We start from the raw sequence: 21711 nt of genomic DNA on the forward strand, positions 1-21711 counted from the left end.
GTGCTCGGCGTCACAAGGCGTCCGGCAGCGGGGTGGCTCATGCGTCCGGCGCCAGTCGTGACAGGGCGGTGATGATGCGGTCGCTCGGGGCCTTGGCCCTCGGGTCGGCGAGGTTGGCCATGACCTTGAGCAGGAACGGCATGAGCTTGGTGCGCGGCAGGCCGTACTTCGTCGCGAGGCGCATCACCTCGGGGTTGCCGATGGCGTGGGCGAACCAGCGACCGAGGGTGAAGTACCCACCGAGCTCGTCCTTCATGACCTTCGGGTAGCTGGCGAGGACGCGCTCGCGGCCGGCGTCGTCGGGGCGCGCGTGGGCCTGGGCGATGAGCTCGGCGCCGATGCGGGCGGCTTCGAGGGCGTAGTCGATGCCCTCGCCGTTGAACGGGTTGACCATGCCGCCGGCGTCGCCCACGAGCACGAGGCCGTCGGCGTAGAGCGGGCTGCGGTTGAAGCCCATCGGCAGCGCGGCGCCGCGGATCGGGCCGGCGGACTCGTCGTGCTCGAGCTGCCACTCGGGCGAGATGTCCTGCACCCACTTGCGCATGACGTCCTTGTAGTCCGTCTGCTGGAACGCGGCGGTCGTGTCGAGGGTGCCGAGGCCGACGTTGGTGCGGCCGTCCTCGAGCGGGAAGAGCCAGCCGTAGCCGGGCATGAGGATGCGGTTGCCGGCGTCGTCGCGGGTCCACAGCTCGAGGTGGCTCTCGAGGTAGTCGTCGCGCTTCGGCGTCGTGTAGTAGGCGCGGACGGCGACGCCCATGACGCGGTCCTCGCGCTTGTGCCGGCCGACGGCGGTGGCGAGGCGGCTCGAGACGCCGTCGCTCGCGACGACGACGGGCGCGCGGTAGGTGACGGTCTCGCCGGTGGCCCGGCCGCGGTCGTCGACCTTCTTGGCCGTGACGCCGACGACGCGTCCGGACGCGTCGTGCACCGGCGCCGTGACGCTCGTGCGCTCCTCGAGCTTGGCCCCGCGCGACTGCGCGTGGCGGGCGAGGGTCTCGTCGAGCTGGGCGCGGGTGCGGACCATGCCGAAGGCCGGGAACGCGTCGTTCTCGGGCCAGTCGAGCTGGAGGGTGTGGCCGCCGCCCTTGATGCGCAGGCCCTTGGTGCGCTGCCAACCGGTGGTGTCGACTCCGAGGGAGATGAGCTCCTTGGTGGCCCGGGGAGTCAGTCCGTCGCCGCAGATCTTGTCGCGGGGAAAGGCCGACTTCTCGAGGAGGAGGACGTCGAGGCCGTGGTCGGCGAGGTAGGCGGCAGTGGCCGATCCGCCCGGCCCGGCGCCGACGACGATGACGTCGGCACTGGCGTCCGAGAGGGCGCCGGCATGCGCTGCAGGGCTCGTCGCCGAGCCGGTGCTGCTCATCTCTACCACGGTGTTTCCGACCTGCTTGTGAAGATCTTCACGAACTCTGCGGAGTCTATGCCCGCGATTTCCGCCTTGTCAGATAAGGCATGCCTAACTCGCGGGCCGCCAGCGCGTGTCGGCACCGCGTCGGAGCGACCTCAGCGCTTGGTCGCGCTGTGGAGCGCGACGATGCCGCCGGTGAGGTTCGTCCAGCGCACGTTGGTCCAGCCCGCCTGCTCGATGACGGCGGCGAGCTCACCCTGCGGCGGCCACGCGCGGATCGACTCGGCGAGGTAGACGTAGGACTCGGGGTTGCTCGAGGTGCGCCGGGCGACCGGCGGCAGCGCGCGCATGAGGTAGTTGGAGTAGACGGTGCGGAACGTCTTGTTCACCGGCTGGCTGAACTCGCAGACGAGCAGCCGGCCGCCCGGCCTGGTGACCCGCAGGAACTCGCGCAGCGCTGTCCCGGTGTCGGCGACGTTGCGCAGCCCGAAGCTCATCGTCACGACGTCGAAGCTCTCGTCGGCGAAGGGCAGGCTCATCGCGTCCGCCGCCGTGAACGCCATGTCAGGGCGGCGGCGCCGGCCGACGCGCAGCATGCCGAGCGAGAAGTCGGCCGGCACGACCTCGATCTCCTGGTCGGCCCACGGCTCGCTCGAGGTGCCGGTGCCGGCGGCGATGTCGAGGATGCGCTCCCCGCGCCTCGCGTCGACGGCCTTGACGACGGCCCGGCGCCACAGTCGGTCCTGCCCGAGGGAGAGCACGTCGTTGGTCACGTCGTACTTCTCGGCGACGGTGTCGAACATCGACGCGACGTCGACCGGCTTCTTGTCGAGCTGGGCACGGGTCATGCGCTCATCCTCGCACCACCCGCTCCGGCGACCGTGCCGCGGTCGGCGCCGGTGGGACGCCCTCCCCCTCTCCGTCGAGTTAGCACTCCGTCACACCCGTCACACCCCCGGCGCGACGCGTGGGACCGGTGGGACCGGGTGCTCACTCGATGAGGGGAGAGGGGCCGCCCCAGGAGCGAGCGTGAGGCGGTCGGCGTCGGTGCGTCCGGCCGGTGCGGCGAGGGCACGGGTCCGGCGGTCGTAGAGTTTGAGTCGATGTCCACGCTCCCGGCCGCCGACGCGGCCTCCCCCGCCGCGGGCCCGACGGTCGTCGTCCGGTCGGTGCCGCTCACCTCGGACACCCCGCTGCTGCAGCACCTGCCCGCCGAGGTCCCGCACGAGGAGCTCGTCTCGTGGGTCCGCCGCGGCGATGGTCTCGTCGGCTGGGGCGTCGCCCTGTCGTTCGAGGCGCGCGGTGCCGGGCGCTTCCGCGACGCCGAGGCCTGGTGGCGCGAAGTGACCCGCCACGCCGTCGTGCGCGACGACGTCGCCCGGCCCGGCTCCGGCCTCGTGTGCTTCGGCTCGTTCCCCTTCGCCGACGACTCCGCCGAGTCGGCCCGCCTCGTCGTGCCCTCGACGATCGTCGGCCGGCGTGACGGCGTCACGTGGCTGACGACGATCTCCACGGGCCCGCAGCTGCCGACCACCGAGGTTCCTTCGACCGCGGCCGAGCCCGAGCCGCCGACCGGCATCGCCTTCGCCGACGGGGCGGTGTCGCCGGCCGACTACGCGCACTCGGTCGCCGAGGCCGTTCAGCGGATCAACGGCGGCGAGGTCGACAAGGTCGTCCTCGCCCGCGACCTCGTCGCCACGGCGTCGGGGCCGATCGACGCCCGGTGGATCCTGCGCCGCCTCGCCGACCGCTACGAGAACACGTGGGTCTTCTCGGTGGCCGGCCTCCTCGGCGCCACGCCCGAGCTGCTCGTGCGCCGCGACCAGGGGCTCATCACCTCGCGGGTGCTCGCCGGCACGATCCGCCGCACCGGCGACGACGCCAAGGACCTCGCGCTCGCCGCGTCGCTGGCCCGCTCGAGCAAGGACCTCGAGGAGCACGAGTACGCCGTGCGGTCGGTGGCCGAGGCCCTGGCCCCGCACTGCTCGTCGATGAACGTGCCCGAGGCACCGTTCGTCCTGCACCTGCCCAACGTCATGCACCTGGCCACCGACGTCGCCGCGGTGAGCGCCGACAACGCGTCGTCGCTGACGCTCGCGGCCTCGCTGCACCCGTCGGCCGCGGTCGGCGGCACGCCCACGGCTCGCGCCGTGGAGCTGATCGGTGAGCTCGAGCACATGGACCGCGGTCGCTACGCCGGGCCGGTCGGCTGGATGGACGCCGACGGTGACGGGGCGTGGGGCATCGCCCTGCGCAGCGGCGCCTACGCCCCCGGCGACCCGTCGCAGCTGACGCTCTACGCGGGCTGCGGCATCGTGGCGGGCTCGGACCCCGAGTCCGAGGTGGCCGAGTCGATCGCCAAGCTCATCCCGATGCGCGACGCGCTCGCGGGCGACTGACGGCCGATGCCGACCGTGGACGGCCACCGCAGCGCGCCACAGCTGTCGATGCGCGTGCTCCAGGAGCTGTGGCGCGCCGGCGTGCGCGACGTCGTCCTCGCCCCCGGCTCGCGCAACGCCCCGCTCGCCCTCGCGCTCGACGCCGCCGACGAGTGCGGCGACCTGCGCCTGCACGTTCGCGTCGACGAGCGCTCGGCGGCCTTCCTCGCCCTCGGCCTCGCCACGGGGTCGCGGCGTCCCGTGCCCGTCGTCACGACGTCGGGCACGGCGGTCGGCAACCTGCTGCCGGCCGTCATGGAGGCGCACCACACCGGGCGGCGGCTGGTCGTCGTCAGCGCCGACCGGCCCGACCGGCTGCGCGGCACCGGCGCCAACCAGACGACCCAGCAGGCCGGGATCTTCGGCGGGTTCGCGCCGTGCCACGACCTCACGGCCGCGACGCCCGACGCCGACCTCGCGGCGGCCGTGGCCGCGTCCTGCGCCGGACCGGGACCGGCGCACCTCAACGTCCAGCTCGACGGCGACCTGCTGCCCGCGGGGGCCGAGCGCGACACGTGGTGGGAGCGTCCGGCCGCCTCCCCAGACCGCGCCGACTCCGACCGCGCCAGCTCCGCCACGGCGCAGGTCCCGCCTTCAGATTCCTCCGAAGCGCCCGCCAACTCCGCCACGGCGCAGCTCCCGCGCCCGGACGCGGAGGTAGGGCGCGAGCCGTCGGTCCGGTTGCGCGACGACGGCGAGGTGCTGCCGCTCGGCCCGCGCACCGTCGTCGTCGCGGGTGACGACGCCGGGCCCGCCGCACGGTTGCTCGCCGAGGCGGCCGGGTGGCCGATGCTCGCCGAGCCGACGAGCGGGGCCCGCATCGGCCGGCAGGCCCTGCGCTGCGGCCGCCTGCTGCTGACCACCGACCTGCGCCACGACGTCGAGCGCGTCGTCGTGATCGGCCACCCGACCCTGTCGCGGCCGGTCACCTCGCTGCTGAGCGACCCCACGCTGGAGGTCGTCGCCGTGCGCGGGCGCGACGGCGTGGCCACCGACCCCGGACGCGTCGCCCGCATCGCTGACGCCGTGCCCCGTGTCGAGGGGCCCGACGACGCCGCATGGTTCGAGGCGTGGAAGTCGGCCGACGACGCCCTCGGGTCGGCCATCGACGCGGGCCTGCGCGGTTCCGACTCCGTGCCGGGCCGCCCTGCAGGACAAGCGGTCTCGCCGCTCGAGGTCGCCTCGGTCGTCGCCGCTGCAGTGGCCGCGGACACCTCGCTCGTCGTCGGCTCGTCCAACCCGGTGCGCGACCTCGACGTCATGGGCGTGCCCTGGGCGCCGCTCGAGCACCGGTTCGTCGTGGGCAACCGGGGCCTGGCCGGCATCGACGGCGTCGTGTCGACGGCTGTCGGCGTCGCCCTCGGCCGTCCCCGGGCGTCACGCACCATCGCCTACCTCGGCGACCTCACCTTCCTCCACGACGCCAACGGGCTGCTCATCGGGCCGGACGAGCCGCGTCCCGACCTCACGCTCGTCGTGCTCAGCGACGACGGAGGCGCGATCTTCACGACCCTCGAGCAGGGCGACCGCCGGTACGCCGGCGCCTTCGAGCGGGTCTTCGGCACGCCGCACGGCACCGACCTCGGGGCGCTCTGCGCGGCCCACCACGTCGCGCACGAGCGTGTCACCACGCTCGACCGGCTCGCGGCCGCGCTCACCGAGCGCCCCACCGGCATCCGCGTCCTCGAAGTGCCCGTGCCGCGCGACGGCCGGCGTGAAGAGGCCCGCTGGCTGCGCGAGCTCGCCCAGACGGTCGTGCCCCGCCGCGGCTGAGGCCCACTAACCGGACCCGTCAGCCGGGGTCTGGCACGGGCCACTGCGAGGGCGTGCCGGGCTCGGAGCGCAGTGCCGCCGCGACGAGGTCGGCGTTGTCGCGCGGGGCGCTGCCGTCGGGCAGCACCGAGGTGTCCTCGAGGCCGACGCGCACGTCGTAGCCGGACGCCTGGGCCCACCGCAGCACCGGCCAGGCCCAGCGCCCCTCGCCGTGGACGAGCACCGGTGCGGCCGACATCCCGAGCGCGGCGAGGATGCGCTCGGCCGCCCAGGCACCGTCCGAGCCGGGCGTGACACCGGGGATCGTCTCGACGAGGACTCGCTCCACCTGCCACGGCCAGTTGGTCGAGACGAACGCCGTGGACGCACGCGGAGTCCAGATGCCTGCCTCGACGCCGATCGCCTTCTCGCGCAACGCCTCTGCGAGCTCGACCGCGCCGGGCTCGTGCCAGTTGACGCTCGCGCAGTCGGGACCGCCGAGGTCGGGCGAGGGCCACTCCGACACGTGTGCCAGGGTCCGCCGCTGCGCGTTCAGGATCCCGGCGCGCGTCGAGACGCTGACCCGCAGCCCGGGCGTGCGTGCACGGATCGCCGTCACCGCGTCGACGACGTGACGCGTCTCGAGCGTCTCGAGGCCGTCGTCGCCGCGCGGGTGCACGTGCACCATGAACGCGCCGGCCTCGACCGCATCGGCCGCGGCCTGTGCGAGCTCGTCGGGCGTCACCGGCACGCGGGGTCTGGCCTGCGGGTGGCGGTCGCCGTTGAGGCAGGCCTTGATCATGCGGCCACCTCGCGGTCGAGCAGGGCGTGGCAGCGTCGGAGCCGGTCGAGCCACCATGCGCGGCGGTCGGCGGGGGCGGCGAGGGCTGCGAGCGCCGCGCCGTCGGGGGCGGGCCGCGAGCCGTCGAGCAGGCCGGCTCGCGGCCGCAGCGGCTCGGCCGTGACGTCGCGCTCGAAGAGGCCGACGGTACCGAGGCCGCACGCGAAGTCGAGCGTCGGGAGCGCCCGCGCGAGCGCGACCCCCGCCGCGATGCCGACGCTCGTGTCGAGCGCCGAGCTGACGACGGCCGGCAGGCCGCACGCGTCGACGACCTCGAGCGCCCGGGCCACACCGCCGAGCGGCGCCACCTTGACGACGACGACGTCGGCCGCCTCCAGCCGGGCCACCCGCAGCGGGTCCTCGGCCTTGCGGATCGACTCATCGGCGGCCACCGGGACGTCGATCCCGTTGCGCGCCAAGGCCACCCGCAGGCGAGCGAGGTCCTCGACCGACGCGCACGGCTGCTCGGCGTACTCGAGGTCGTACGGCGCCAGACGCGTCAGGGCCTCGACCGCCGTGCCGAGGTCCCAGGCGCCGTTGGCGTCGACCCGCACCCGGGCCCCGGCGCCCATCGCGTCGTGGACCGCGGCCACGCGGGCGATGTCGTCCTCGAGACGCTGCCCCCGCTCGGCCACCTTGACCTTGGCCGTCGTGCAGCCGTCGAACCGGCCCAGCACCTCGTCGACCCGCTCGGGCCCGACCGCCGGCACGGTCGCGTTGACCGGCACCGCCGGACGCAGCGCGGCGGGCCACGACCCGTACGCGGCCTCGACGCCGGCGGCGAGCCAACGGGATGACTCCGCGTCGTCGTACTCCGCGAACGGCGCGAACTCGCCCCAGCCCGAAGGCCCCTCGAACACGACGGCCTCACGCACGTCGACGCCGCGGAACCGTACCCGCATCGGCAGCGCGACGACGTGGGCGGCAGCGAGGAGCGCGTCGACGGGAGGCAGAGGCGTCATGCCCCCATCATCGCCGACCGGTTCGGGGCCGTCAGCGCTGCGGGAAGGCCTCGTGGCGGTCGTGCGTCGGGTCGGGCTGCTCGACCGGAGGGGCGGCGTCCGCGTCCCGCCCGCGGTCCCGGAGGTCTCGGCGGTCCCTGAGGTCCCGGCCGCGCTGGTGGCCCTGGTGGCCGCACGCGTCCCAGCGGCGGCCGCGGTGGCCGAGCACGAACACGAGCCCGACGAGCCACCAGAGGCCGTGCCCGGCGGCGCCGAGCGACACGGCGATGAGGGCGATGCCGGCGGCGATGAGCGGGCGCGATGCGAACACGACTGCCTCCCTGGGGACCGGTCGTGGCGGGCGCCACGACCTGACACCTCGACGGTAGGCGGGGCACGCGTCGGGGCGCTCCGTGCTCTGTCAGGTCCTCCCCCTGACAGGTGTCACGGGTACCAGGTCCGGCAGGACGCCCTCAGGCCCGCCCGAGCCGCACGTCGCGGGGGTTCTCGACCGCGGTCGAGATCCGCTCGCGGTGCACCGGGCGCATCTCCGGGAGCGCGTCGAGGCCGAACCACCCCGCGTCCGTGGACTCGTCGTCCCCGGGCCGCGGGTCGCCCGACACCCACCGGCAGCGGAAGGTGTGGTCGAGGTACTGGGCGAGGTCGCCGTTGACGTGCGTCACCAGGCCCGACACCGACACCCACACGAGCCGCTCGACCTCGGCGACGACGCAGGCCTCCTCGAGCACCTCACGCGCCGCGGTGACGTGCGGCTCCTCCCCCGGGTCGACGATTCCGGTCACCGGCGTCCACTCGCCGTTGTCGGACCGACGCACGAGCAGCACCTCCTGCGCGCCCCCGCCCGGCGCGTCGCGCAGCACGACGGCGGTGACGCCCGGCATCCACATCAGCTCGGTGCCGATCATCGTGCGGAGGTGGGCCACGTACGGCGGTATCGGCATGGGACCGACCCTAATCACTGCTCGAGGGGTGCCCCGTTACAGTCGCCCCGTGAGCAGCGCGAGCCCCGAGAGCGTGTCCGAGACCTTCGACCCCGCCGAGTGGGAGGTCGTGCCGGGGTTCGACCTCACCGACGTGACCTACCACCGGCGTCGGCACGTCGAGGGGCGACCGCGACCCGAGTCGGGCGTCGTGCGCATCGCCTTCGACCGCCCGGAGGTGCTCAACGCGTTCCGCCCGCACACCGTCGACGAGCTCTACCGCGTGCTCGACCACGCCCGGATGTCCCCCGACGTCGGCGTCGTCCTCATCACCGGCAACGGCCCGAGCCCCAAGGACGGCAAGTGGGCGTTCTGCTCCGGCGGCGACCAGCGCATCCGCGGCCGCTCGGGCTACCAGTACGCGGAGGGCGACACCGCTGACACCGTCGACGAGGCGCGGGTCAAGGCCCAGGGCGGGCGCCTGCACATCCTCGAGGTGCAGCGGCTCATCCGCACCATGCCGAAGGTCGTCATCGCCGTCGTGAACGGCTGGGCGGCCGGCGGCGGTCACTCGCTGCACGTCGTCTGCGACCTCACCATCGCCAGCCGCGAGCACGCCCGGTTCAAGCAGACCGACGCCGACGTGGGCAGCTTCGACGCCGGCTACGGCAGCGCCTACCTCGCCAAGATGGTCGGCCAGAAGTTCGCCCGCGAGATCTTCTTCCTCGGCCGTACCTACTCGGCCGAGGACATGCACCGGATGGGCGCCGTCAACATCGTCGCCGACCACGCCGACCTCGAGGCCGAGGCGCTGCAGGTCGCGACCGAGATCATGGGCAAGAGCCCGCAGGCCCAGCGGATGCTGAAGTTCGCCTTCAACCTCACCGACGACGGGCTGATGGGTCAGCAGGTCTTCGCCGGCGAGGCGACCCGCCTGGCCTACATGACCGACGAGGCCGTCGAGGGCCGCGACCAGTTCCTCGAGAAGCGCGACCCCGACTGGACGCCGTTCCCCTGGTACTTCTGAGGCCGGCTCACCCCCGCCGCTCCCGGACGAGCGGTCACATCCTGGCGAGCAGGGCGACCGTCGCCGCGACCACCTGCCGCTGGGCCTCGGCGTGGCCGACCGTCGGGGCTCCGTCGCCGGGCTGGTTGCCGTAGTCGCCGAACGAGGAGTGCACCGCGCCGTCGACGACCGTGAACGCCGTCGAGGCCGGCAGCCGGGCGCGGCTCGCGGTGACGTCGTCGGGCGTCGTGAACCCGTCGCGGCTGCCGCTGACCGACGCGACGGCGAGGCCGGCGCGGGCAGCAAGGGAGTCGACGGGGTAGGACGCCCAGAGCACGAGGCCGTTGACGCGTCCGGGGTCGGACGCGGCGTAGTCGGCTGCGGCGACACCACCGAGGCTGTGGCCCCCGACCGCCCAGCGGGTCACCTCGGGATGGCGCGCCATGACGTTCGCCGGCGCTCCCGTCGCGAGCAGCCCGATCTCGAAGGGCTGCTTGACGACGACGACGAGGTAGCCCGCCCGGCTGACGTCGGTGAGGATCGGCACGTAGGCGCGCGGGTCGACGCGGGCACCGGGCTGGAAGACGAGCCCGCGCGTCGGGCTCTCGTCGCGCGGCGACAGCACGATGCCGGACGGCACGTCGACGACCTGGACGTCGGGCCCCCCGGCCATCGCCGATGCTGCCGCGGTGGTGGCCGGGAAGGGCTGGAGCCAGACGAGCCCGCCGAGCACCGCGGCGCTGACGAGGACGCCAACGAGGCCCCCGACGACGATCCCCCAGCGACGCCTTTGCGACGGGCGCTCGTCGTCGTGACCGCGTGACAGGACGAGCATCACGACTCCGACGAAGCCCGTGACGGCGAGAGCCACGAGGTGCGCGGGGTGTCCGGCGCGCAGCGTGTCGCGCGCCAGCAGGAAGAGCACGAGCGGCACGACCAGCCACGCGATGCCGAGGACGACCGCGAGCCTGGGGGCGCGCCGGCGCCGGGGCGTGCTCGCCCCCGCCCCGATCCCCTCCCCGGACCCCTTGACCACGGCACGAGGGTAACGAGGCGAGGAGCCCGACGGCGCCGCCGACACCGGTGGTCCGCGGAGTGGGACGCCCACGGGCCGACACCCGACAGGGCAGGATGAAGGGGTGGAGCGCAACGGCGACCGGACCGTCGACGGTGCCCCGGACGCCGGGGGACCTCCCCGTCGCGCCGCGACCGGCCCACGTGCCGTCACACGGGGCATCGGGCGGGGCATCGGACGCGCTGCCGGCGGCACCGCCCGGCTCACCGCGCGCGGCGGCCGGTTCGCCGCCGCCAAGGCCCACTCCTACACGCACTCCGGCGGCGCGGGCGAGTCGGGCCTCGCGCGCCTGACCGAGCTGCACGCGAGCCACACCGCCGGCGACACGATCATGACCCTCGCGCTCGCCGGCATCCTCTTCTTCAACCCCGCGACCGCACAGGCGCGCAGCCAGGTGGCGATGTTCCTCCTCGTCACGATGGTCCCGTTCGCACTCGTCGCTCCGCTCATCGGGCCGCTGCTCGACCGGTTCCGTCACGGGCGGCGCTGGGCCATCGGCACGACGACCGCGCTGCGGGCCTTCCTGTGCTGGGTGCTCGCCGACGCCGTGACCTCCGACAGCGTGTGGCTGTTCCCGGCCGCGCTCGGCTGCCTCGTCGCCTCTCGCGCCTACACGATCACCCGGGCGGCGGCCGTACCGCGGCTGCTGCCCTCGGGCACGACTCTCGTGCGTGCGAACTCGCGGGTCTCGATGGCGGGTGTGGCGGGTGCGCTGGCCGGCGGGGCCCTCGGCGGGATCGCGATGCTCGCCGGGCCCTCGTGGGCGTTGCGGGTGGCGTTCGCGGTGTTCGTCTTCGGCACCGTGCAGGCCATCCGGCTGCCCGCGCGCGTCGACTCCGCGGCCGGGGAGGCCGACCCGGAGGACACCGTGCCGATCCGCGCCGGCCGGCTCCGCCCGGGGGCGTCCGGCGCGACGGGGCCGTCCGGTGCGTCGGACGCGTCGGGGGTCCTCACCGTCGACTCCTCCGGCCCGCTCGGGCGGTTCCGCCGGCGCAAGCGCGCCATCCCGTGGCCGGTCATGGACGCACTGTGGACGACCGGGGGCACGCGGGTGCTCACCGGCTTCCTCATCCTCTTCATGGCCTTCCTCACCAAGGAGCACCCTGTCGGCAACGTCTCCGGACCGGTCGTCCTGGGCGTCCTCGCCGCGGCCATCGGCATCGGCAACGTCCTCGGCACGGTCCTCGGCGACCGGGTGCGCGACCAGCGCCCGGAGCGCGTCGCGATGGTCTCGGTGCTCGTCGCGATGGTGTGCTGCGTGCTCGCCGGGATCTGGTACGGCCTCTGGACGCTCGCGCTGCTCGGCCTCGCGCAGGGGCTCTCGGCCCAGCTGTCCAAGCTGTGCTTCGACGCGCTCGTGCAGCGTGACGTCCCCGAGCACGTCCGCACGTCGGTGTTCGGCTGGTCCGAGACGATGCTGCAGATGCTGTGGGTCCTCGGCGGCGCGCTCGGCATCGTCCTGCCGCTCGACCCGCGCATCGGATTCCCGGTCTGCGCGGCCGCCGTCGCCTGGACCATCGTCGTCGCCGCCCGCCAGAAACGCGTCGCCGCCCGCTACGCGCCCGCACCGCGCACGCCCCGCCCCCGCCGCGCCTGACGCGCCCTGTGGATGACGCCCCCGCGCGTCGGAACTGTTCTCCTACGGTCGCGACATGGCTTACGCGATCGAGACGGACGGCACCCGACGGACAGGCGCCACCCTCCTCACCTCCGGAACGGCGGCGACCGACTGCGTCGTCGCCGTGCGCGGTGCAGGTCGATCCGCGGTGGCCGCCCTGGGCGCACAGCCTCCGGTCGGGCTGGCGCGCACCCTCGCCGACTTCGTCGACACGCACGTGGCGGCTCTCGACGGCCTCGCCGTCGCCTTCGAGGCGCTGGGGACTGCCGTCGTGGCAACGGCGGGGTCGGCCGAGCACGCCGAGCTGCGAGCCACCGCTGCGTTGACCGGTGCCCCTGCCACGCCGACCATCCGTCCCGAACCGTGACCCGTTGGCCCGCCCCGGCTGACGGCCCCGTCGTCCCTCCCCCGGGCGATCCAGGTGCCCTGCGGACCGCCGCGGCTCGTCTGCGGGGCGCCGCCACCGTGTGCCACCGGGTGGGTGCGCTCTCGACCGGCGCCGCCGAAGAGCTCTCGCTCGTCTGGCAGGGTGCAGACGCCCGACTCGCCACGAGGGATGCGCTGGTCGTGACGGCTCGGGCCCGCGCCCTCGCACCCGGCCTTGCCTCCGCGGCTGGTGCGCTCTGCACGTATGCGACCTCGCTCGAGCACGCCCAAGGCGTGGCGCGAGCGCTCGGACGTCACGCGGACACCGCGCGAGCGGACCATGCGCGCACCGTGGCGGCTGCCAGGGCCAGCCCGGACGCGTCATCCGGCCGAGCGCTCGAGGCCAGGGCGACGCATCGGCTGGCCGAGCAGCTGCGTGACGTCGGCCGGGCGCACGGGGTTGCCCTCGAGGACCTGTCGGCGGCGGCCGACCGGGCCGCACGGGCGCTCGATGCCGTGACCCGATCGGTCCCGGGCGCCGGTCCGGGATGTGCGCCGGGCGCCCGAGCCGCGATGCTGCGGGACCTGCCGTTCGTCCGCGAGCGGGTGGTTGCGTCCCAGCGACCACGGTTCGGGTTCACGACCGTGCGCGACGAGCGGTGGTGGGAGACAGCTGGTGCCACCGTCGCCGCGAGCGCGACCGGCGCGTACAACGGCGCTGTGGTGCCGGTCGTCAACGGATCGGCCAGTGTCCTGCAGGCCATGGCGCAGAATCCGGGCGACGTCGTCGAGATGGCGGCCGGGGCCGCGATGCTCGTCGTCGGGGCCGGCGGTGAGGTCGCCGGCGTAGGACTCGACCTGACCGGCGTCGGAGCCGTGGCCGGCGTGCCCATCAACCTGGCGGCCGCCGGCCTCGTGACGGCCGGGGCGGTCACCGCGACGCACGGGGCCACGCAGCTGGGCGCGCACGCTGCCGAGAACGGGGTGACGCTGCTGCAGGAAGCGAGCGGGCCCGTCCCGACGCGGGGCAACCCCGGCGACCCGTTGCCGGACTCCATGCGTCCGGACACGGCCGGCCCCACCTGGAAGGGACGCGTCGCCGACAGCGGCAAGGGTGAGGTCTGGCAGGACCCGTCGAAGATGAATGCTCCGAAGGGTCAGCCCGACGACGCGAGCTCGATACGCCTCATGGATCCCGACGATCTCAACCCCGACGGCTACGTGCGGTTCTACAACGACCACGGCCAAGTTCTGAAGCTTGATGGCAAGCCCGGGCCCAGACAGGAACCCGAGACGCACATACCGATTCGTCCCGACGGGACCTACGACGTGCCGAGAGGATGGGCCCCATGATTCCGAGCCTCAGTGACAAGGTGCTAGAGATTGCCAAGTTGGACTTCGCGCTCATGCTGTGGACCGAAGACAACTGGCAGATCACCTTGGCCGGCAACGCCGTCATTCGGCGTCCCGATCACGTCGCCGAACGTGTCGACACCACGGCGCAGGAGGATCAGCCGCCCGAGAGCGTTCGGGCACTGATCGGCCGAAAGATCACGGGGCTCTCAGTCTCGGATGGAGGGGACCTCACGCTCTCGCTCGACGACATCGTGATCGAATGCCCCGTCGGTGTCGACTACGAATCCTGGCAGCTCAACGGGCCGCGGGGCGAGATCATCGTGTGCGGGCCGGGCGGCAAGCTCACCGAGTGGGGGCCCCGGCGCGACTGATCCCCGCTCCCTCGCGTACTGCTCCCACAGTGGGAGCAGTACGCGAGGGAATGCGGGGTGGTCCGTGCGCCGCCATCCCCCGGCACCGGGCCGACCGGCCGGAGGGCAGAATGGCAGCCATGCCCGCGCCGAGGCCGCTGCCGATCCCCGCGGGTCCGCAGGTCCTCGACGTCCTGCCGGACCTCGAGGCCGCCCTCGCCGGGCGCTCACCCGTCCTGCCGTACGCGGCCGCCGGCTCGGAGCCCGACGTGCCGCCCCACGACCCCTCGACCCTCCCGGAGGGCCTCGCGCTCGCGGTCGGCACCTCCGGTTCGACCGGCCGGCCCAAGCGCGCCCTGCTGACCGCCGACGCGCTGGAGCGGTCGGCCTGGGCCACCCACCGCGTCCTCGGCGGCAGCGGCGCCTGGCTGCTCGCGATGCCGGCCCACCACGTCGCAGGTCTGCAGGTGCTGCTGCGCTCCCTCGCAGCGGGCACGACGCCGGCCGTCCTCGACCTGAGCGGCGGCTTCACCGTCGAGGGCTTCGCCGAGGCCACCGCCCGCGTCGCCACGACCCCGGCCGCCCGCCGGCGGTACACCGCTCTCGTCCCGACGCAGCTCGGCCGGCTCCTCGACGACCCTGCCGGCGTCGCCGCGCTGCGCCGGTTCGACGGCGTGCTCGTCGGCGGCGCCGCCACACCGGCCGCGATGGTCGAGCGCGCCCGGTCCCTCGATGTCGCCCTCAGCCTCACCTACGGCATGAGCGAGACCGCAGGGGGCTGCGTCTACGACGGCCTGCCGCTGCCGGTCAGCCGGGTCCACGTCGACAACGACCGTCACATCGTGCTCGGCGGCGACACCGTGGCCCACGGCTACCTCGGCGAGCCCGCCCTGAGCGCCGACGCCTTCAGCACCGACCCCGACGGCGTCCGCTGGTTCCGCACCGACGACCTCGGCCATTTCGACGAGGACGGCCTTCTCGTCGTCGATGGCCGCGCCGACGACGTCATCAACACCGGCGGGCTCAAGATCAACCCGGGCGTCGTCGAGGACGCCATGACCCGCCACGTCGAGGACGTCGCCGACGTCGTCGTGCTCGGTGTCCCCGACGCGCGGTGGGGCGAGTCCGTCTGCGCGGCAGTGACGCTCGTCGACCCGAGCCGACGCGTCACGACGCCGCAGGTGCGCGAGCGGCTGCGTGGCATCCTGCCCGACGCCGCCCTGCCACACCGCGTCCTCGTGCTGCCGGCCATCCCCCTGCGCGGCCCGGGCAAGCCCGACCGGGCCGCGATCCGGGCGGCGCTGCGCGACACGGCGACCGACCCCGCCACCGACCCCGCCACCGACCCCGCCACCGAGTCCACCACCGAGTCGGCGACCGACGCCGTCTGAGGCGGTGGCAAGATGGAGGGGTCCCCGCCCCTCTCGTCGCCCCGGAGGCCGTCGTGCTGCGCGTCGCGCTCATCGCCCTCGTGGTCTTCGCGACGATCTACGCACTCGTCGACTGCCTCATGACCGACCGCCGCCTCATTCGCGTCATGCCGAAGCCGGTGTGGCTGATCGCGGTGCTCGTGCCGGTCCTCGGGCCGCTCGTCTGGCTCGTGGCGGGGCGCACCGACGCCCGCGGCGGACCCTCCGCACGCGGGCCGCGTCGTCCGGGGCCACGGCGTCCGTCCGGGCCGACCGGCCCCAAGGGCCCCGACGACGACCCTGACTTCCTCCGCAAGCTGTAGAAGGACCGCCTGACCTCATGGCCACCCTGTCCCAGTGGATCGAGGGCGCCCGCCCCCGCACGCTGCCCGCCGCCGTCTCCCCCATCCTCGTCGGCACCGGCGCCGCCTACCAGACCGGTCACATCGTCTGGGCGTACGCGGTGCTCGCCCTCGTCGTCGCGCTCGCCCTGCAGGTCGGCGTCAACTACGCCAACGACTACTCCGACGGCATCCGCGGCACCGACGAGGTGCGCGTCGGACCGGTCCGGCTCGTCGGGCAGCGGCTCGCCCAGCCGTCGTCGGTCAAGTTCGCGGCGTTCGCCTCGTTCGGCTTCGCGGCCGTCGTGGGCCTCGCCCTCGTCGGCCTGTCCGGGCTGTGGGTCATGATCCCCATCGGCGCCGCGGCCGTGCTCGCGGCCTGGTACTACACTGGCGGCTCGCGGCCCTACGGCTACCTCGGGCTCGGCGAGGTGTTCGTCTTCGTCTTCTTCGGCCTCGTCGCCACGGTCGGGACGATGGCGACGATGACGCCGCCCACGGCCGCCTGCTGGTGGGGCGCCGTCGGCGTCGGCGCCCTCTCCTCCGCCATCCTCGTGGCGAACAACCTGCGCGACATCCCCACCGACCGCGAGCACGGCAAGAAGACCCTCGCGGTCCGGATGGGCGAGCGCGGCACCCGCGCGTTCTACGTCGCGCTCGTCGCCGTCGCGTTCGTCGTGGCCGGCCTCGTGTCGTTCACGTCCCCGTGGGCGCTGCTCGCGCTCCTCTCGGCGCCGTTCGCCGTGCGCCCGATGCAGGCCGTGCTCGGCGGCGCGACCGGTCCGGGCCTCATCCCGGCGCTCGCGGGCACGGGCCGCTTCCTTCTCGTGTGGTCGGCGCTCCTCGCCCTCGGGCTCGCCCTGGGCCGCGTCTGACCTGCCCGCCCACATCGCCGGTTCGCCGGACAGGCGCCGGCACCCGGTGCCACGGTGGAGGCATGTCGGAGGACGCCGACGTCGTCGTCATCGGGGCCGGCCAGGCGGGGCTCGCCACGAGCCACGAGCTCGAGCAGCGTGGGATCGAGCACGTGGTGCTCGAGGCGGAGACGCCCGGCTCGTCGTGGCGCCACCGCTGGGACTCCTTCACGCTCGTCGGCCAGAACCACACCGTCCGCCTGCCGGGTGCGCCCTACCGCGGCGACGACCCGTCCGGGTTCATGGGCCGCGACGAGATCGCGGGTCACCTCGAGGCCTGGGCGGGCAGGCTGCGTACTCCCGTGCGCGGTGGTTGTGTCGTGCGGAGCCTGCGCCCGCGGGACTCCGGCGGGTTCACGCTCGACACCGACGCCGGGACGCTGGTGAGCCGGGTCATCGTCGTGTCCACCGGCGCCTACCAGCGGCCGTACCGCCCCGCGGGCTGCTCCACCCTCCCCGCGTCGCTTCCCGTTGTCCCGGTGACCGGCTATGCGAACCCGCGGTCGCTGCCGGACGGACCGGTTCTCGTCGTCGGCAGCGGGCAGAGCGCGTGCCAGCTCGCAGAGGAGCTCGCGCTGTCAGGTCGGGACGTCGTCATGGCGTGTGGCAGGGCTCCCTGGTTCCCGCGTCGGGCGGGTGACCGCGACGTCTTCGAGTGGCTGCTCGACACGCCGTTCTTCGAGCAGCGCGTGGAGGATTTGCCGACGCCGGCCGCACGGTTGCTCGCGACCCCTCAGGTCAGCGGCGCGGGCGGCGGCCACGACCTGAACTATCGGACGTTGGAGGCCCTCGGCGTCCGCCTGGGCGGCCACCTGCTCGGAGCCGACGACGGCGTCGTGCGCCTGGCCGCCGACCGTGACCCGTCGGTCGCCTTCGGGGACGAGGGCTACCGCACCATCCGGTCCCTCGTGCTCGACGTCTGCGCCCGCGAGGGCCTGGTACCGCCCGAGCTGCCCGACCCCGGCCCGCTCGTCACCGAGCCCGTGGAGGCCGTGCCCGTCGCGAGGCTGGGCTCGGTCCTCGTCGCCGCGGGGTTCCGCCCCGACTACACCTCGTGGGTGCGCGTTCCGGGCCTCGTCGACGCGCTCGGCTTCCCCCTGCACGACGACGGCGAGAGCACCGCCGCCCCCGACCTGCACTTCGTCGGCGTGCACTATCTGCGTCGTCGCAGCTCGTCGCTGCTCTTCGGCGTGGGCATCGACGCCGCGCGCACGGCCGACCGCATCGCGGCGCGGCTCGGCGCCGCCTGAGCCCAGCGGCTCAGGCCCGGACGCGCGTCAGCGCTCGCGGGTGTCCCCGTGGTCCGCCTGCTCGATCTCGGCGTCCTCGGCGGCCTCGTCGCTCGACGGCTCGGGACCCGACGCCGCGGCCTCCTGCTTGGCCTGGACGCGGGCCTCGTGGCGCTCGACGAGGTTCGTCGTGATCTCGTCGCGCATCCCGCGCAGCAGTACGTACGACGCCGCGGCCGACGACAGGGCCGCGGCCCCGATCAGCAGGACGGGGTTGTTGCGGAGGCCGATGAGCCAGAAGAGGAACAGGAACCCGAAGAAGATGAGCAGGCGCAGCAGGCCGTACCGGACCATGTCAGACCACCCTCACATGCCCGAGTAGTTGTGCATGCCGACGAACGTCGACACGAGGTTGACCAGGGTGAAGTTGACGATCACGGCGACATAGCCCGCGAGCGCGATGTACATCGAGCGGCGGTGGTCGACGCCGGCTGTGGCCCGCCCGTGCATGTAGGCGGCGTAGACGACCCAGATGACGAACGTCCACACCTCCTTGGGGTCCCACTGCCAGTAGGCGCCCCACGCCTGCTTGGCCCAGATGGCGCCGGCGATGAGGGTGAAGGTCCAGAGGATGAAGCCGACCATGTTGATGCTGTAGGCGGCTCGCTCGAGGGCGGCCGACGACGGCAGCGACTCGATGAACGTGGGCTTCACCGGCTGGTCCTCGCGGCGGCGGCGCACGAGGTAGAGCGCGCCGATCGCGGCCCCGATGGTGAAGAACGCCACGGCGATGAAGGCCACCGACACGTGGATGCCGAGCCAGTACGACTTGAGGGCCGGCATCAGCTCGCCGGCCTCGGTGTAGAGCACGGTGAGCGCGAGACCGAGGACGAGCAGGATCGGCGTGACGATGAAGACGCCGAGCCACTCCCACCGCTTGCGGCGAGCCAGCAGCGAGTACACGACACCGACGGCCGCGGCCGCCGCCGTGGCGAACTCGAACATGTTGCCCCACGGCGGTCGCGACACTGCGAGCCCGCGCATGAGCACCGACGCGGCGAGCAGCGCCGAGGCGAGGTAGGTGAGCATCAGCGCGATGCTGCCCCGCTGGCGGCTCTTGAGGCTCTCCTCGTAGCCGGCGCCGGCGGCGTACGGCGACACCGGCCGCGGCCGCTCGTCCGCGCCGGAGCCCGTGCTCGGGGCCGCGCCGACGAGCACCTCCTCCCGGTCTGCCACCCGCGAGTCGGCGACCTTCGGCGCGCGCGCCGCGAGGTGCCACGTGAAGGCGAGCATGGCCAGCGTGTAGACGATCATCGACGCGTAGAGCGCGGCGTTCGCGTTGCCTGGGAGGTTCACGGGTGGTCGTTCCGTTCTGCCAGTCGGTCGTGCACCGCCGCGACGATCGCGGCGAGCCCGGGGTCGGAGTCCTTGGAGAGGCCACCGATGGTGACCACGGTAGTCGGTGCGCCCGCAGCGTCCCCAGCCTCGGGGTCCGGCCCCCCAGCGCCACCCGGCCCGCCGGGCCCCGACGCGGCGGCCTCGACCGCCGGACGGACGCGGACGAAGACGCGTCGGCGCTTGATGGTGAGGCCGAGGATGAGCCCACCCGTGGCCAGCAGGGCGCTGACGAGGCTGACGGGGGCGCCGGGGTCGGTGCGCACCGACAGGCCGGCGAAGCGCTTGACCGAGTCGAACGAGATCGAGCCGCGGCCCCCCGGCAGCTGCTTGGTCTCGCCGAGCTTGAGGCGGACGAGCTCGGGAGTCCCGTCGGTGCCGGTCACCTGCTTCATCTCGTCGGTGTTGAGCGTGTAGACCGACTGCGGCCGGTTGCCGGGGAACAGGTTGCCCTCCCACACCGACAGCGCGAGCTCGGGGTTCTGGGCGTCGGGGAACAGCGACACCGGGCCGTTCTTGAAGGTCGGCTCGGCCGTCGGCAGGAAGAAGCCGGTGAACCCGAGCTGCTTCGGCGAGGCCGACGGCACCTTGACGACGCCGACCGAGCGGTAGTTCGGGTCCTGCGGGAGGAACGGGGTGGCCTCGCGGTAGAGGACGGTGCCCTTGGCGTCGCGGACCGTGATGACCGGGGTGTAGCCGTTGCCGAGCAGGAAGATGTCGGCCCCGTCGACGCTGGCCGGGTGGTTGACGCTGATCGACTCGTCGGCGGCCGGCGCCCCGGGCTCGGGCGAGAGCCGCGTCTCGGCGGTGAAGTCGCGCGGCTTGCCGAAGTCCTTGCCGGGCGTCTCCTCGAAGGCGACGTGCAGCTTGGTCAGCGACAGGACGAACGGCGGGAGCGACTCGTCGCTGACCCACGGGCCCGGCGACCACGTGTTGAAGGTGCCGGCCGAGGCCGCGATCTTCTCGCCCTCGGGCAGGATGACGTCGCCACGCCAGCCGAACAGGTGGCCGACGGCCATGCCGACGATGATGCCGGTGAGCGCCAGGTGGAAGAGCAGGTTGCCGGTCTCGCGCAGGTATCCCGACTCGGCGCTGACCGACGTGGCGTCGTGCGAGTGGACGCGGAACCGCTTGCTGCGCAGCACCTCCCGCGCGACCTGCAGAGCCTCCTCTGAGGTCAGCGTCGTCGTCACCTCGGCGCTCTCGTCGAGTCGGCGCAGGCGCGCGGGCGCCTTGGGCGGCTTGGCGCGCAGGGCCGCGAGGTGCACCTTGCTGCGCGGCACGATGCACCCGACGAGGGAGACGAACAGCAGCAGGTAGATCGCCGAGAACCACGGCGAGGAGTAGACGTCGAAGAACCCGAACCGGTCGAGCCACGGCGAGGACGTCGGGTTCTGGGCGATGTAGTCGGCGACCCGTCCCGCGTCGATGTTGCGCTGCGGGAAGATCGAGCCGGGCACGGCCGCGATGGCCAGCAGCAGGAGCAGGAAGAGCGCGGTGCGCATGCTCGTCAGCTGCCGCCAGCCCCAGCGCAGCAGGCCGACGAAGCCGAGCTCGGGCAGGACCGGCTCGCGGTCGCGGCGCTCCTGGCGCTCCTGCTCCCGGAGGGCCTTCGCGGCCTTCTTCGTCGGGGTACCGGTCGTCATCACAGGGCCACCTGGAACGTCGCGACGAAGTGGGTCTGGACCCACACGATGACGTCCTCCCAGAGGCCCGTCACCATGAGGACGCCGACGGCGAGCAGCAGGCCGCCTCCCACGAGCTGGATGGGGCGTCGGTGCCGGCGAAGCCAGCCGCTCGCGCGTCCGGCCCGCTCCCACAGCGCCGCCATGAGCACGAACGGGACGCCGAGGCCGACGCAGTAGAAGACGGCGAGGAGCACCCCTCGCCCGACGGTGCCGGACTCCGCCGACAGCGGCGCAGCCATGGCGAGGATCGCCCCGAGCGTCGGGCCCATGCACGGCGCCCAGCCGAGGCCGAAGACCGCGCCGAGGAGCGGTGCGCCGGCCAGGCCTGCCCGGGGACGCCAGCTCAGCTGGGCCGAGAACCGGTCGCCGAGGCCGAGGAACATCAGCGCCGCGACGATGACGAGGACACCGCCGACGCGCAGCAGCAGCGCCTGGTGCTCGCGCAGCGCCACCCCGAGTCCCGACAGTGTCGCGGCCCCGAGGAGGAAGACGACGGAGAAACCGAGGACGAACAGCAGTGCCCCGAGCACGAGGCGCCCGCGCGAGCGCTCCCGGAGCGACACGTCGGACAGGCCGGTGACGTAGCCGAGGAAGCCGGGCACGAGCGGCAGGACGCACGGCGATGCGAAGGAGACGAACCCCGCGGCGAGCGCGACCACCGCCGCGACGAGCAGCGATCCGGTGGTGATGTCGGGGTTCACGCGGT

At 73.8% G+C, this 21711-nt stretch carries 22 protein-coding genes; 11 read left to right on the forward strand and 11 right to left on the reverse strand.

Features of this window, described 5'->3' with window-relative positions; genetic code table 11:
* Positions 1 to 37: 37 nt before the first annotated feature.
* Positions 38 to 1360: a geranylgeranyl reductase family protein gene (locus AC3A5R_RS12320; RefSeq protein WP_487621044.1), complete on the reverse strand. Its 1323-nt coding sequence runs from the start codon at positions 1358 to 1360 to the stop codon at positions 38 to 40.
* A 140-nt stretch (positions 1361 to 1500) separates the two neighbouring features.
* Positions 1501 to 2193, reverse strand: a complete 693-nt coding sequence (locus tag AC3A5R_RS12325) for a demethylmenaquinone methyltransferase (protein ID WP_487621045.1) — start codon at positions 2191 to 2193, stop codon at positions 1501 to 1503.
* A 255-nt stretch (positions 2194 to 2448) separates the two neighbouring features.
* On the opposite strand from AC3A5R_RS12325, the gene AC3A5R_RS12330 reads away from it, so the two are divergent.
* Together AC3A5R_RS12330 and menD are read left to right on the forward strand one after the other, a co-directional pair.
* Positions 2449 to 3744: an isochorismate synthase gene (locus AC3A5R_RS12330; protein ID WP_487621046.1), complete on the forward strand. Its 1296-nt coding sequence runs from the start codon at positions 2449 to 2451 to the stop codon at positions 3742 to 3744.
* Positions 3745 to 3750: 6 nt separating this feature from the next.
* A complete protein-coding gene (menD, locus tag AC3A5R_RS12335) occupies positions 3751 to 5556 on the forward strand; it encodes a 2-succinyl-5-enolpyruvyl-6-hydroxy-3-cyclohexene-1-carboxylic-acid synthase (protein WP_487621047.1) in 1806 nt (601 codons plus the stop codon).
* Positions 5557 to 5575: 19 nt separating this feature from the next.
* Here the strand turns inward: menD and AC3A5R_RS12340 are convergent, their stop codons facing one another.
* From AC3A5R_RS12340 to AC3A5R_RS12355, 4 genes are all read right to left on the reverse strand, one after another.
* On the reverse strand, positions 5576 to 6337 hold the full coding sequence (locus AC3A5R_RS12340) for a 3-keto-5-aminohexanoate cleavage protein (RefSeq protein WP_487621048.1): 762 nt from the start codon (positions 6335 to 6337) through the stop codon (positions 5576 to 5578).
* On the reverse strand, positions 6334 to 7338 hold the full coding sequence (locus AC3A5R_RS12345; protein ID WP_487621049.1) for an o-succinylbenzoate synthase: 1005 nt from the start codon (positions 7336 to 7338) through the stop codon (positions 6334 to 6336). Before AC3A5R_RS12345 ends, AC3A5R_RS12340 begins: the two co-directional genes overlap by 4 nt.
* 31 nt (positions 7339 to 7369) lie before the next feature.
* Positions 7370 to 7648: a hypothetical protein gene (locus AC3A5R_RS12350; protein ID WP_487621050.1), complete on the reverse strand. Its 279-nt coding sequence runs from the start codon at positions 7646 to 7648 to the stop codon at positions 7370 to 7372.
* Between the two features lie 142 nt (positions 7649 to 7790).
* Positions 7791 to 8279 carry an NUDIX hydrolase gene (locus AC3A5R_RS12355; protein ID WP_487621051.1) on the reverse strand — a complete coding sequence of 163 codons (489 nt, stop codon included), beginning with the start codon at positions 8277 to 8279 and terminating at the stop codon, positions 7791 to 7793.
* Between the two features lie 49 nt (positions 8280 to 8328).
* On the opposite strand from AC3A5R_RS12355, the gene AC3A5R_RS12360 reads away from it, so the two are divergent.
* Positions 8329 to 9285, forward strand: coding sequence for a 1,4-dihydroxy-2-naphthoyl-CoA synthase (locus AC3A5R_RS12360; protein WP_487621052.1), 957 nt, complete (start codon positions 8329 to 8331; stop codon positions 9283 to 9285).
* 34 nt (positions 9286 to 9319) lie between these two features.
* Here the strand turns inward: AC3A5R_RS12360 and AC3A5R_RS12365 are convergent, their stop codons facing one another.
* Entirely contained in the window at positions 9320 to 10300 is a 981-nt protein-coding gene (locus AC3A5R_RS12365) for an alpha/beta hydrolase (protein ID WP_487621053.1), read from the reverse strand.
* 103 nt (positions 10301 to 10403) lie between these two features.
* Here AC3A5R_RS12365 and AC3A5R_RS12370 point away from each other — a divergent pair, with 103 nt between their 5' ends.
* From AC3A5R_RS12370 to AC3A5R_RS12405, 8 genes are all read left to right on the forward strand, one after another.
* Positions 10404 to 11936: an MFS transporter gene (locus tag AC3A5R_RS12370; RefSeq protein WP_487621054.1), complete on the forward strand. Its 1533-nt coding sequence runs from the start codon at positions 10404 to 10406 to the stop codon at positions 11934 to 11936.
* Between the two features lie 55 nt (positions 11937 to 11991).
* The gene (locus AC3A5R_RS12375) at positions 11992 to 12324 is read left to right on the forward strand and encodes a hypothetical protein (protein WP_487621055.1); all 333 of its coding nucleotides are present in this window, start codon (positions 11992 to 11994) and stop codon (positions 12322 to 12324) included.
* Positions 12325 to 12674: 350 nt separating this feature from the next.
* Complete coding sequence (locus tag AC3A5R_RS12380; RefSeq protein ID WP_487621056.1) at positions 12675 to 13676, forward strand: hypothetical protein; 1002 nt, start codon at positions 12675 to 12677, stop codon at positions 13674 to 13676.
* Positions 13673 to 14050, forward strand: coding sequence for a DUF6188 family protein (locus tag AC3A5R_RS12385; RefSeq protein ID WP_487621057.1), 378 nt, complete (start codon positions 13673 to 13675; stop codon positions 14048 to 14050). The genes AC3A5R_RS12380 and AC3A5R_RS12385 overlap by 4 nt, the downstream gene beginning before the upstream one ends.
* Before the next feature lie 119 nt (positions 14051 to 14169).
* A complete protein-coding gene (menE, locus tag AC3A5R_RS12390) occupies positions 14170 to 15420 on the forward strand; it encodes an o-succinylbenzoate--CoA ligase (RefSeq protein ID WP_487621058.1) in 1251 nt (416 codons plus the stop codon).
* 53 nt (positions 15421 to 15473) lie between these two features.
* Positions 15474 to 15761 carry a PLD nuclease N-terminal domain-containing protein gene (locus AC3A5R_RS12395; protein ID WP_487621059.1) on the forward strand — a complete coding sequence of 96 codons (288 nt, stop codon included), beginning with the start codon at positions 15474 to 15476 and terminating at the stop codon, positions 15759 to 15761.
* Between the two features lie 17 nt (positions 15762 to 15778).
* Positions 15779 to 16654 (forward strand): 1,4-dihydroxy-2-naphthoate polyprenyltransferase, encoded by an 876-nt coding sequence (locus tag AC3A5R_RS12400; RefSeq protein ID WP_487621060.1) that lies wholly within the window; start codon positions 15779 to 15781, stop codon positions 16652 to 16654.
* A gap of 62 nt (positions 16655 to 16716) precedes the next feature.
* Positions 16717 to 17943, forward strand: coding sequence for a flavin-containing monooxygenase (locus tag AC3A5R_RS12405; RefSeq protein WP_487621061.1), 1227 nt, complete (start codon positions 16717 to 16719; stop codon positions 17941 to 17943).
* A gap of 27 nt (positions 17944 to 17970) precedes the next feature.
* Here AC3A5R_RS12405 and AC3A5R_RS12410 read toward each other — a convergent pair whose 3' ends face one another.
* From AC3A5R_RS12410 to AC3A5R_RS12425, 4 genes are read right to left on the reverse strand one after another with little or no spacing between them, the layout of a single operon-like run.
* The gene (locus tag AC3A5R_RS12410) at positions 17971 to 18276 is read right to left on the reverse strand and encodes a DUF4229 domain-containing protein (protein ID WP_487621062.1); all 306 of its coding nucleotides are present in this window, start codon (positions 18274 to 18276) and stop codon (positions 17971 to 17973) included.
* Positions 18277 to 18288: 12 nt separating this feature from the next.
* Positions 18289 to 19278 carry a c-type cytochrome biogenesis protein CcsB gene (ccsB, locus tag AC3A5R_RS12415; protein ID WP_487621063.1) on the reverse strand — a complete coding sequence of 330 codons (990 nt, stop codon included), beginning with the start codon at positions 19276 to 19278 and terminating at the stop codon, positions 18289 to 18291.
* A complete protein-coding gene (resB, locus tag AC3A5R_RS12420; protein ID WP_487621064.1) occupies positions 19275 to 20963 on the reverse strand; it encodes a cytochrome c biogenesis protein ResB in 1689 nt (562 codons plus the stop codon). Before resB ends, ccsB begins: the two co-directional genes overlap by 4 nt.
* Positions 20963 to 21706, reverse strand: coding sequence for a cytochrome c biogenesis CcdA family protein (locus AC3A5R_RS12425; RefSeq protein WP_487621065.1), 744 nt, complete (start codon positions 21704 to 21706; stop codon positions 20963 to 20965). The genes resB and AC3A5R_RS12425 overlap by 1 nt, the downstream gene beginning before the upstream one ends.
* Positions 21707 to 21711: the final 5 nt, after the last annotated feature.

Source organism: Intrasporangium sp. Soil_C_50, assembly GCF_057656595.1.